At 43.3% G+C, this 12,350-nt stretch carries 11 protein-coding genes; 10 read left to right on the top strand and 1 reads right to left on the bottom strand.

Features of this window, described 5'->3' with window-relative positions; genetic code table 11:
• Positions 1-114: 114 nt before the first annotated feature.
• From purC to purD, 9 genes are all read left to right on the top strand, one after another.
• Entirely contained in the window at positions 115-828 is a 714-nt protein-coding gene (gene purC / locus AC3ANL_RS24615; RefSeq protein ID WP_488326939.1) for a phosphoribosylaminoimidazolesuccinocarboxamide synthase, read from the top strand.
• Positions 821-1,075, top strand: a complete 255-nt coding sequence (gene purS, locus AC3ANL_RS24610) for a phosphoribosylformylglycinamidine synthase subunit PurS (RefSeq protein WP_488326938.1) — start codon at positions 821-823, stop codon at positions 1,073-1,075. The genes purC and purS overlap by 8 nt, the downstream gene beginning before the upstream one ends.
• Entirely contained in the window at positions 1,072-1,755 is a 684-nt protein-coding gene (gene purQ / locus AC3ANL_RS24605; protein WP_488326937.1) for a phosphoribosylformylglycinamidine synthase subunit PurQ, read from the top strand. Before purS ends, purQ begins: the two co-directional genes overlap by 4 nt.
• Positions 1,739-3,955, top strand: a complete 2,217-nt coding sequence (gene purL / locus AC3ANL_RS24600; protein WP_488326936.1) for a phosphoribosylformylglycinamidine synthase subunit PurL — start codon at positions 1,739-1,741, stop codon at positions 3,953-3,955. The genes purQ and purL overlap by 17 nt, the downstream gene beginning before the upstream one ends.
• Positions 3,940-5,346: an amidophosphoribosyltransferase gene (gene purF, locus AC3ANL_RS24595; RefSeq protein WP_488326935.1), complete on the top strand. Its 1,407-nt coding sequence runs from the start codon at positions 3,940-3,942 to the stop codon at positions 5,344-5,346. The genes purL and purF overlap by 16 nt, the downstream gene beginning before the upstream one ends.
• 5 nt (positions 5,347-5,351) lie before the next feature.
• Positions 5,352-6,383 (top strand): phosphoribosylformylglycinamidine cyclo-ligase, encoded by a 1,032-nt coding sequence (gene purM / locus AC3ANL_RS24590; RefSeq protein ID WP_488326934.1) that lies wholly within the window; start codon positions 5,352-5,354, stop codon positions 6,381-6,383.
• Positions 6,383-6,985 carry a phosphoribosylglycinamide formyltransferase gene (gene purN / locus AC3ANL_RS24585; RefSeq protein ID WP_488329826.1) on the top strand — a complete coding sequence of 201 codons (603 nt, stop codon included), beginning with the start codon at positions 6,383-6,385 and terminating at the stop codon, positions 6,983-6,985. The genes purM and purN overlap by 1 nt, the downstream gene beginning before the upstream one ends.
• A complete protein-coding gene (gene purH, locus AC3ANL_RS24580; protein ID WP_488326933.1) occupies positions 6,960-8,498 on the top strand; it encodes a bifunctional phosphoribosylaminoimidazolecarboxamide formyltransferase/IMP cyclohydrolase in 1,539 nt (512 codons plus the stop codon). Before purN ends, purH begins: the two co-directional genes overlap by 26 nt.
• Positions 8,499-8,678: 180 nt before the next feature.
• A complete protein-coding gene (gene purD, locus AC3ANL_RS24575; RefSeq protein WP_488326932.1) occupies positions 8,679-9,950 on the top strand; it encodes a phosphoribosylamine--glycine ligase in 1,272 nt (423 codons plus the stop codon).
• Between the two features lie 131 nt (positions 9,951-10,081).
• Here the strand turns inward: purD and AC3ANL_RS24570 are convergent, their stop codons facing one another.
• On the bottom strand, positions 10,082-10,387 hold the full coding sequence (locus AC3ANL_RS24570; protein WP_488326931.1) for a YgaP family membrane protein: 306 nt from the start codon (positions 10,385-10,387) through the stop codon (positions 10,082-10,084).
• Positions 10,388-10,552: 165 nt separating this feature from the next.
• On the opposite strand from AC3ANL_RS24570, the gene AC3ANL_RS24565 reads away from it, so the two are divergent.
• Entirely contained in the window at positions 10,553-12,298 is a 1,746-nt protein-coding gene (locus AC3ANL_RS24565) for an adenine deaminase C-terminal domain-containing protein (RefSeq protein WP_488326930.1), read from the top strand.
• Positions 12,299-12,350 lie beyond the last annotated feature (52 nt).

The raw sequence follows: 12,350 nt of genomic DNA, 5'->3' as shown, positions 1-12,350 counted from the left end.
GCAGCCAATAGTAAGTACCCATAAAGAAAAACGGAATAGAGGCAGCACATGATGGAAATCTGCCTCTTTTCGCAAATTGAAGATTCCCAATATTGCGAATAGGAGTGAGCTCAGATGAAAGAATTGCTTTACGAAGGAAAGGCGAAACGAATTTACGCAACAGACGAAGAACAAGTGGTGTTGGTCGAGTACAAAGATTCTGCTACAGCCTTTAACGGAGGAAAAAAGGCAGAAATCAACGGAAAAGGACGTTTGAACAACGAGATTACTAGTTTGCTATTTTTAAAACTTAAGGAACAAGGAATAGACTCCCACTTTATTAAACGAGTCTCTGAAACAGAACAGCTGGTTAAAAGGGTATCCATCATTCCGCTTGAAGTGGTCGTTCGTAATGTTGCAGCCGGCAGCCTAGCAAGTAGATTGGGAATCGAAGAAGGCCGTGAGTTAACAAAGCCCATGGTTGAGTTTTACTTAAAAAACGATGAATTAGGCGACCCGCTCGTCACGCTTGATCACATTCTTGAACTACAGGTGGCTACAGCCCAGGAGGCAGCCATTTTACAAGAAAAAGCACTCCACATTAATACAGTCTTATCAAGCTTCTTCAATGACCAAGGCATAAGCCTGATTGATTTTAAATTAGAGTTTGGCAAAGACAGTGACGGCCAAATTTTACTAGCCGATGAAATTTCCCCTGACACCTGCAGGCTTTGGGATAAAGAAACAAATGAAAAGCTCGATAAGGATGTATTTCGCCGTGATTTAGGAAGTTTAACAGACGCCTATGAAACTATTTTAGAGAGACTTGGAGGACATCAGCATGTATAAAGTAAAGGTGTATGTAACATTAAGAGAAAGCGTGTTAGACCCGCAAGGTAAAGCAGTTACCCACTCGTTACATTCGTTAAATTACCAACAAGTAGCAGATGTCCGCATCGGTAAATATATGGAACTTACGATTGAAAAATCAGATCGCGATATTAATGAAGTGGTTAATGAAATTTGCACGAACCTGTTAGCGAATCCGGTTATTGAAGATTACCGTTTCGAAGTAGAGGAGTGTGTTACTAAGTGAAATTTGCGGTAATCGTCTTTCCAGGATCGAATTGTGACGTTGATATGTTCCATGCCATCAAAGATGAACTTGGGGAACAGGTTGAATATGTTTGGCATGATTCAGAAACCTTAGATGGGTTTGACGGAATTCTCCTCCCAGGCGGCTTTTCATATGGAGATTACTTGCGCACTGGAGCGATCGCTCGATTTAGTAATGTCATGAAGGAAGTCATCAAAGCTGCTGAGGCTGGAAAGCCAATCCTTGGTGTCTGTAATGGATTTCAAATTCTTCTTGAGGCAGGATTGCTGCCAGGGGCAATGAGGAGGAATGATAGTCTTTCCTTTATTTGTAAACCAGTGGGATTATCGGTACAAAATAATCAAACCATGTTTACATCCGAGTACAAGGCGGGGCAATCGATTACTATTCCTGTTGCTCATGGAGAAGGAAACTACTATTGCGACGAGGAAACACTCGCGAAGCTTAAGGCAAACAACCAAATTATTTTTACCTATAATCAAAATCCGAACGGAAGCTTAGCGGATATTGCCGGTATTGTGAATGACAAAGGAAACGTTCTAGGCATGATGCCACACCCTGAGCGGGCGGTGGATGAACTGTTAGGCGGAGCCGATGGACTGAAAATGTTTCAATCGATTGTGAAAACTTGGAGGGAAGCACATGTTGTTAACGCTTGAACCAAATCCGAACCAGATCAAAGCAGACAAAATATATCAGCAAATGGGTTTGTCCGACGCGGAATTCGCACTGGTTGAAAACATTCTGGGACGTACGCCTAATTATACGGAAACAGGCCTATTCTCCGTTATGTGGTCGGAACATTGCAGCTATAAAAATTCTAAGCCGATTCTCAAAAAGTTCCCGATTACAGGTGAGCGAGTGCTGCAAGGACCGGGTGAAGGCGCCGGTATCGTTGACATTGGTGATGAACAGGCGGTTGTTTTTAAAATCGAAAGTCACAATCACCCATCCGCGATTGAACCCTACCAAGGAGCGGCAACTGGTGTAGGCGGGATTATCCGCGATGTGTTCTCAATGGGAGCTAGACCAATCGCAATGTTGAACTCACTTCGTTTTGGTGAGTTAGACACTGCCCGGATGCGTTACTTATTTAAAGAGGTAGTCGCTGGGATTGCCGGCTACGGGAACTGTATCGGTATTCCTACAGTAGGTGGTGAAATTCAATTCGACCCTTGCTATGAAGGGAATCCGCTCGTTAATGCCATGTGTGTCGGTCTCATCGACCATAAGGATATCAAAAAAGGGCAGGCACATGGTGAAGGCAATACAGTCATGTATGTGGGAGCGAAAACAGGTCGAGACGGTATTCATGGGGCCACATTTGCCTCTGAGGAATTAACGGAACAATCCAATGAAGATCGACCAGCTGTTCAAGTAGGTGATCCATTCATGGAGAAGCTGCTATTAGAAGCTTGCTTAGAATTAATACATTACGATGCACTCGTAGGCATTCAGGATATGGGGGCAGCGGGTCTTGTTAGTTCATCTGCGGAAATGGCCAGTAAAGCTGGCATGGGCATTGAAATGAATTTAGACCTTGTTCCACAGCGGGAAACAGGGATGACTGCCTATGAAATGATGCTGTCTGAATCTCAAGAACGGATGCTCATCGTCGTGAAAAAGGGACGGGAGCAAGAAATCGTCGAGCTTTTTGAAAAATACGGGCTGGAAGCAGTCGGAATTGGGACGGTAACAAGCGATAAACAGCTTCGTCTCATTCATAAAGGAGAAGTCGTGGCGGATGTTCCGGTTGATGCGTTAGCAGAAGATGCACCGGTATACCACAAACCTTCAAAACAACCTGATTACTTCGCGGAATTCCAAGCGATGGAGAACGAGATTCCTCAGGTAGAGGATTTGAAAGAAACGTTATTAGCCCTCTTGCGTCAGCCGACCGTTGGAAGCAAGGAATGGGTGTATGAGCAATATGATTATATGGTGCGGACTAATACTGTCGTTTCTCCAGGGTCAGATGCCGCCGTGGTAAGGATTCGCGGCACACGGAAAGCCTTAGCGATGACAACGGATTGTAATTCTCGCTATGTCTATTTAGATCCTGAAGTGGGCGGGAAAATCGCCGTCGCAGAGGCAGCTCGAAACATTGTTTGTTCCGGTGCAGAACCATTAGCGATCACAGACAACTTAAATTTCGGTAATCCTGAAAAGCCAGAAGTATTTTGGCAAATTGAAAAAGCGGCTGAGGGCATGAGCGAGGCTTGCCGTGTTCTTGAGACGCCGGTTATTGGCGGTAACGTTTCTCTATACAACGAAACAAGCGGAACAGCAATCTATCCAACACCAGTAGTTGGTATGGTTGGATTAGTAACAGATATTGAACATATTACCACACAGCATTTTAAACAAAGCGGCGACCTCATTTATTTAGTAGGGGAAACCAAGGATGAATTTGGCGGCAGTGAGCTGCAGAAGCTTCTGAATGGACGGGTGTTTGGTAAGGCTCCTGAATTACATGTCACGATTGAAAAAGAAAGACAGAATCAAGTTCTTGCTGCAATCCGTGCCGGCTTGGTGAAATCAGCACATGATTTATCTGAAGGCGGTTTGGCTGTTGCTTTAGCTGAATGTCTGTTTGCTAATGAACAGCTTGGAGCAGAAGTAAACATAGCTGGAAACCCAGTCACCATGTTATTTAGTGAAACACAATCTCGTTTTCTTGTAACAGTTAAGAAAGAACAAAAGCTTGAGTTTGAAAGTTTAGTAGAGGCAGTGCAGATTGGCTGCGTGAATGATACGGCCCAATTGCAGATTACAAACGGTGAGGCAACGGTACTTAAAGCTTCAACTGAAGAATTGAAAGCAGCTTGGAAAGGAGCTATCCCATGCTTCCTGAAATAAAAGGATTAAATGAAGAGTGCGGTATCTTTGGTGTCTGGGGGCATCAGGATGCCGCCCAGTTAACGTATTATGGACTTCATGCCCTTCAGCATCGCGGCCAAGAGGGAACGGGAATTGTCGTCAACGACGGAAAAACACTTAAAGTAGTAAAAGGCGAAGGACTGGTAACGGAGATTTTTACGGCCGATGCGATGAAGGATTTAACCGGAAACTCCGCCATCGGTCATGTTCGTTACGCAACGGCAGGGGGCGGAGGCTATGAGAACGTCCAGCCGCTTTTGTTTCATTCGCAAACCGGAAGTCTTGCCCTTGCCCATAACGGCAACCTGGTAAATGCTAATTCACTTAAGCATCAGCTCGAAGGACAAGGAAGTATTTTTCAAACAAGCTCTGATACAGAAGTTTTGGCCCATTTAATGAGAAGAAGCGGCTATTCCCATTTGAATGATCAAGTCAAAAATGCACTGTCGATGTTAAAGGGAGCCTATGCCTACCTCATTATGACGGAAAATGAGTTAATGGTTGCGCTTGACCCGCATGGATTAAGACCACTTTCACTTGGCATTCTTGGAGATGCTTATGTGGTTGCTTCCGAAACATGCGCTTTTGATGTTGTCGGTGCGGAATATATTCGAGATGTTATGCCTGGCGAGCTATTAATTATTAATGACAATGGCATAAAATCCGAACGATTTGCGATGAGTACGACTAAAGCGATTTGTATGATGGAGTATGTTTATTTTTCAAGACCTGATAGCAACATCCAAGGAATCAATGTCCATACGGCCCGTAAAAACCTAGGAAAAAGATTAGCGATGGAGGCCCCGATTGATGCGGATGTCGTGACGGGTGTTCCTGATTCAAGTATTTCAGCTGCGATTGGCTATGCAGAAGCAGCAGGGATTCCTTATGAAATGGGCTTAATTAAAAATAAATATGTTGGCAGAACCTTTATCCAGCCTTCCCAATCTCTCAGGGAACAAGGAGTAAAAATGAAACTGTCACCTGTTCGCGGCGTAGTAGAAGGAAAGCGGGTCATTATGGTTGATGATTCGATTGTGCGCGGAACGACAAGCAGAAGAATTGTTAGGATGCTTAAAGATGCTGGCGCCACTGAAGTACATGTGGTCATTAGTTCGCCGCCGATTAAGAATCCTTGTTTTTACGGAATTGATACCTCTTCCAAGGAAGAGCTAATTGCATCTGATAAATCGATTGAAGAGATCAGAGAACTAATAGGGGCAGATTCCTTAACCTTTATCAGTATAGAGGGCATGATGAATGCATTTGGCCAAGAAGGAACGAATGGTTATTGCCTTGGCTGCTTTACCGGAAATTACCCAACCGAAATCTATCCAGACACACTTCAATATTATTATCAAAAGGGGTGACAACCATGGCAAATGCGTATAAACAAGCGGGCGTGAATATTGAGGCAGGCTATGAAGCCGTTGAGCGGATGAAAAAACATGTGCAAAAAACAGCCAGGGCCGGTGTAATCGGCGGCCTTGGCGGTTTTGGCGGTATGTTCGATCTATCTGCACTTGGATTGAAAGAGCCAGTTTTGGTGTCAGGCACCGATGGTGTAGGCACGAAACTGATGATTGCTTTTATGATGGACCGCCACGATACAATTGGCATTGATGCTGTAGCCATGTGTGTCAATGATATTGTGGTTCAAGGGGCAGAGCCGCTTTACTTTTTAGATTATATTGCCTGTGGCAAAGCTATTCCGGAAAAAATTGAAGCAATAGTAAAAGGGATTGCCGATGGTTGTGAACAGGCAGGCTGTGCCTTAATTGGCGGCGAGACAGCAGAAATGCCAGGGCTTTATCGGGAAGACGAATACGACCTTGCCGGGTTTTCAGTAGGGGCATGTGAAAAGCCGCGATTGATCACGGGAGAAACGATTAAGGCGGGAGATGCCCTCATTGGCCTAGCTTCGAGCGGAATCCATAGCAATGGGTACTCACTTGTTAGAAAAGTGTTTAACAATTGGTCGTTAATTGAGTTTGTCGATGAACTCGGTTGTACCTTAGGAGAAGAATTACTGAAGCCGACAAAAATTTATGTGAAGCCGATTTTGTCAGCATTAAAAAAATTCAATCTAAAAGGAATGGCTCATATTACCGGCGGCGGATTTATTGAGAATATTCCACGAATGCTGCCTGCTGGACTCGGAGCAGAGTTAGATGAAAAAAGCTGGGAAATTCCGTCTGTATTTAAATTGATTTCTGAGGTTGGACAACTAGATTATCAAGAGATGTATAATATTTTTAACATGGGAATTGGCATGGTCATCGCTGTAGATCAGGATGCCAAAGCCGATGTGATGGAGCATTTTAGACAGTCAGGTGAAACTGTTTATGATATGGGTATGGTTACGGGACAAGAAGGAATTAACATAAAGGGCCGTGGTATACGATGATGAAAAATATGGCGGTGTTTGCCTCTGGGAGCGGAAGTAATTTTCAGGCGATTATCGATGCCTTTCTGACGGAGGGACAAACTGCGAATATTTCCTTGTTAGTTTGCGATCAACCGGGTGCCTATGTGCTTGAACGGGCACGGGCGGCTGGTATACCCACTTTTGTGTTTAATGCAAAGGAATATCGTAGTAAGGCAGATTATGAAAGTGAAATATGGATGGAATTAAAAAAACGCGGTGTTGAATTAATCGTCCTAGCTGGTTATATGCGGTTAATTGGCCAAACACTATTAAAAGCATTTGAGGGTCGGATTGTGAACATCCACCCATCCTTACTTCCTGCCTTTCCAGGTAAGGATGCGATTGGTCAGGCCTTGGAGGCCGAAGCGAAATGGAGCGGGGTCACCATCCATTTTGTTGATGAAGGAATGGATACAGGTCCGATTATTGTCCAAGAGCGAGTACAGATTGCGGAAAATGAATCAAGAGCAAGCTTACAAAAGAAAATTCAAGCGATTGAACACAGATTATATCCAAATATTATACACATGTTGTTAACACGAGGAGAGGTTACAAATGACGAAAAAGCGCGCACTTATTAGTGTTTCTGATAAAGCCGGAGTGAGTGATTTTGCAAGAGAGCTAGTGAAACTTGGTTTTGAAATCATCTCAACCGGTGGAACGAAAAAAACGCTTCAAGAACAAGGAATACCTGTTTTAAGTGTGAGTGAGGTTACCGGATTCCCAGAGATTTTAGAGGGACGTGTAAAAACGCTAAATCCGCTTATTCATGGCGGCCTGCTTGCTAAACATGATGACCAAGCACATCAATCACAGCTTATTGAACATGGAATTGAGCCAATCCAGGTAGTTTGTGTGAATCTTTATCCATTCCAGCAAACGATTGAAAAACCAGATGTAACCGTCGCTGATGCAATTGAGAATATAGATATTGGCGGTCCAACAATGCTGCGCTCCTCAGCAAAAAATCACCAATATGTAACGGTAGTCGTTGATCCAGCGGATTATGGCCAGGTGTTGGCTGAGTTAGCGGCTGAAGGTGAAACCAAGTTAGAAACGCGAAGAAAACTAGCGGCTAAGGTATTTCGTCACACGGCTGCCTATGATGCATTAATCGCGGAATACATGACTAACCTTGCACAGGAAGAAGCACCGGAAAAGTTAACTGTTACCTATGAATTGAGACAGTCATTGCGCTATGGAGAAAATCCGCATCAACAAGCAGCTTTTTATAAAAAACCACTTGGTTCCACGTTCTCGATTGCCTATGCCGAGCAGCTTCATGGTAAAGAACTTTCTTATAACAATATCAATGATGCTGATGCAGCCTTGCAAATCGTCAAAGAATTCTCAGAACCCGCTGCAGTAGCAGTCAAGCATATGAATCCGTGTGGTGTTGGGACAGGGGAAAATGTGTATGATGCGTTTACGAAGGCATTTGCAGCTGATCCTGTGTCTATTTTTGGCGGTATTATTGCCTTAAATCGTGAAGTTGACGCTGAAACGGCTACAAAACTTCATGAAATTTTCTTAGAAATTATTATTGCCCCATCCTTCTCGGAAGAAGCGTTAGCTATTTTAACAGGTAAAAAGAATCTTCGCCTGTTAACCATTTCATTTGATAATGCCAAAAAACCGGAATTGAAAATGACTACGATTCAAGGTGGATTGTTAGTTCAGGAACAAGATCGTTACACATTCGAGGATGCTGACATCACGATCCCGACGAAGAGACAACCGACAGATGAAGAGTGGGACGCTCTAAAATTGGGTTGGAAGGTTGTTAAGCATGTGAAGTCGAATGCCATCGTTGTTACAAATAAAGACATGACGCTCGGGATTGGCGCTGGTCAAATGAACCGTGTCGGCTCCGCTGAGATTGCTTTAAAACAGGCAGGTGAAAAGGCAGAAGGTGCGGCACTAGCTTCTGATGCATTCTTCCCAATGGATGATACCGTTGAAGCAGCAGCAAAAGCAGGGATTACGGCGATCATTCAACCTGGCGGCTCCATTAAGGATGCCGATTCCATCAAAAAAGCAGACGAATACGGAATTGCCATGGTGTTTACAGGCGTTAGACACTTTAAGCATTAGACTCGGTTAAGCGATATTGTACATGGAGGGAATCGGCGAGACTCCTGCGGGAGAACGACCGAGGCAAGACCCCGGAGGGCGGAACGACCGAGAAGGCTTGCCCGGTCGCCCGCGGAAAGGGTGCTGATTCCCTCCATTTTCAACTGTAAAATGAACCCAAATTAAAACGAGGTGTTAGGGATGAAGGTATTAATCATTGGCCGCGGTGGAAGAGAGCATGCCATCTGCCGAAAAGCCAGCGAAAGCACGCTTGTTGAAAAAGTATTTGTGGCTCCTGGGAACGCTGGGATGACAGATGTGGCGGAACAAGTTCCACTGGAGGAATCGCAGCATGAACAACTCCTTCAATTTGCCAAAGACCAAAAAGTGGCCTTAACGATTATCGGTCCGGAAGTCCCTCTCCTTGAGGGGCTGGCCGATAAATTTGAGGCAGCAGGATTAGCGGTGTTTGGGCCGCGTAAAGCCGCAGCAGAAATTGAAGGAAGCAAGTCCTTTGCAAAAGAATTAATGAAAAAATATCAAATACCTACAGCTGATTACGCTGTGTTTACCTCCTTTGAAAAAGCGCGCAGCTATATAGAAGAAAAAGGGGCCCCGATTGTTATTAAAGCAGATGGTTTAGCGGCTGGAAAAGGCGTTACGGTTGCTTTAACAGTAGAGGAAGCACTAGCGAGTGTAGAGGAAATGCTCGTTGATGCGAAATTTGGCGATGCCTCTTCCCGCGTCGTCATTGAAGAGTTTTTAAGCGGCGAGGAATTTTCCTTAATGGCGTTTGTAAACGGAGATGTTGTTGTTCCGCTTGAAATTGCTCAAGATCATAAACGTGCTTATGATGGCGACCAAGGTCCAAATACGGGTGGAATGGGTGCCTATTCACCTGTTCCACAAATCGGAAGAGAAACAGTAAAGCTTGCAGTGGATACCGTGCTTATCCCGGCAGCCAGAGCGATGGTTCAAGAAAACCGGAGCTTCTGCGGCGTCTTATATGCCGGTTTGATTAAAACAACAGAAGGACCAAAGGTGATTGAATTTAATGCCCGCTTAGGTGATCCTGAAACACAGGTGATTTTACCAAGGTTAGCATCAGATTTAGTTCAAGCGATTTTAGAGCTATTGGATGGAAAACAGCCGGAGCTGGTGTGGGATTCTCAAGCCATGGTTGGCGTTGTTGTCGCTGCCAAGGGCTATCCAGAGGTTTATGAAAAGGGTGCGGTACTGACAGGATTAGCGGAAATTATTCCGGATGTGTACACCTTTCATGCCGGTACAGTAAAAAATGAACTCGGTGAGTTTACCACGGCTGGCGGCAGGGTGCTGCTGGTTGGGGCCAAGGCTGAAACACTGAAAGAAGCACAAGAAAAAGTGTATCATGAGCTAGAAAAGGTTACCTGTGAGGGCGTTTTCTATCGCAAAGACATTGGGGCAAAAGCGACTTTGCCTGTCATCGGATAAAAGGAATATGAAAAGAGGATGTCTCAAACCAAAGAGTCAGACCCCACAACCTCAACATATCACTGAACTTTTCCTAAGAGTGATTATTGAGTGTAACGTGAGGTCAGACCTTTTGAGGCATTCTTTTTTTGTTAGGTCGGATTATACGGTACGACCGAATCTCCATTCAAGTTGGTAAGTCCTTCTAATCCATCCATTGAATCCATTGTATCATTATGCTCTTGAACCATATTTTTGTATTTTTCATAAAAAGCTGTTAGTGGACAATAGCGGACAATTCCCTCAGCAACCTTCATCGCACCACACATTGCAGCAAATAAATAAGAATCTCTCCACGGGTGTTTGACCAGCTTTGAAGTGCTCCAGGCCAACACCGTTAACCCAAACGTAATCCGAATCAAGGCGTTTAAAATGCCAATATTAGGTTTAATATTCATTATGTTCACTCCTTCACAAATATTTTACAATTTTTATCAATTCTTTACTGCTTTAATTTGTAAAATATGATACTATAGTATCTACAAATAAATTTTGTAAGGGCTTTCTTTATTGTTAAATCAACTTATTATTATATAGATAGTTTTTTAAGGGAGGGACATGGTATGCTGGAACAACGCTACCGCTGGAAAAATAAACACTTACGCATGCATGTATCCGTAATAGATGGGAAAACAGCTCCAACCATATTATTGAAAAATGCCTTGTATTTAAATCAGACATTTCGGAAATGGATGAGAGCTAATATTTGGATTTATGAAGATCGGATTATTTATGTTGGAGAGAATCTGCCTCCATATTTAGAAAACTGTGAAGTCGTCGATTGCACCAACGAGATTCTTGTCCCGGGTTACATTGAACCACATGCACATCCATCTCAATTATATAATCCCCTGACCTTGGCAGCCTATGCATCACAATTTGGAACCACAACCTTAATTAATGATAGCATGGCGCTGATTTTACATTTAGAAAAAAAGGAAGCGTTTTCAATATTAAAGGATTTGCGTTCCATTCCATCAACGATGTATTGGTGGAGTCGATTTGATCCTCAAACGGAAATTTTGAATGAAGAAGAGATTTTTTCACATAGTAACGTTAAATCGTGGCTTGAGCATGATGCTGTCCTCCAGGGCGGAGAGTTAACGGGCTGGCCAAAGCTGCTTGATGGTGACGATATGATGCTTCATTGGATTCAAGAAGCAAAACGGATGCGTAAGCAAATAGAGGGTCATTTTCCTGGTGCATCTGAAAAAACATTAGCAAAAATGAGGCTCTTGGGCGCTGATTGCGATCACGAAGCGATGACAGGTGAAGAGGTTTATAACCGCCTTATGCAAGGTTATATGGTGTCGTTACGATATTCATCGATCCGCCCGGATTTACCGCAAATTTTGGATGACATGAAGCGCTTAGGCATCGAGGCATATGATAGATTAATATTTAATACCGACGGATCGTCATCTACTTTTTACGAGCAAGGGATGAATGATCAAATGATTCGAATTGCGATTGAAAAAGGTGTGCCTGTCATTGATGCTTATAATATGGCCACTATAAATATAGCCAAATATTACAACATTGACCATTTACATGGTAATCTCGCTACTGGCCGTGTTGCCAATATTAACTTTTTATCAAGTATGGAAAATCCTACACCTGTTTCGGTTTTGGCAAAAGGGAAATGGGTAAAGCGTGACGGCGTAAAGGTAGAAGATGTATATCCACCGATAAATTGGGAGCAGTATGGGCTTACGCCAATGGAATTCGATTGGGATCTATCATTGGATGATTTACAATTTTCTATGCCGTTTGGAATAAAAATGGAAAACTCTGTTATCACGAAACCATATTCCATCTCGATTGATGCCTCTGGTGATGAATTATCGTCCGATCATGATGAGTGCTTTTTTACATTGATTGACCGAAATGGAAAATGGAGAATCAATACGTTATTAAAAGGATTCGCCACAACCTTGCCGGCATTGGCCAGTTCTTATTCCAATACGGGAGATATTATTTTAATTGGAAAAAATAAACATGACATGGTGCATGCTTTTAATAGAGTAAAAGAATTAGGCGGGGGAATTGTAATGGTGGAAAATTCCCAAATTGTTTGCGAAGTGCCGTTACATTTAACCGGAATTATGTCAGACCTCCCGGTTGAAAAACTAATTGAACAAGAAAAAAGGTTATTAGTGGAACTGAGAAAAAGTGGATATCATTTTTCTGATCCTATTTATAGTTTAGCCTTTTTCTCTGCTACTCATTTACCATATATTCGGATTACGCCGCAGGGAATGTATGATGTCATGAACAAAACAGTACTCTTTCCGTCAATAATGCGTTAAACTGTAAATAATTAAAGAGTTAAAGCGTGAAAGTGTTCTGTCCTGCTAGGTG

It is taken from the genome of Neobacillus sp. DHD-1R, assembly GCF_057747995.1.
Note: the sequence above shows the minus strand (reverse complement) of the source record. Positions and strands in the feature narration are given on the sequence as shown.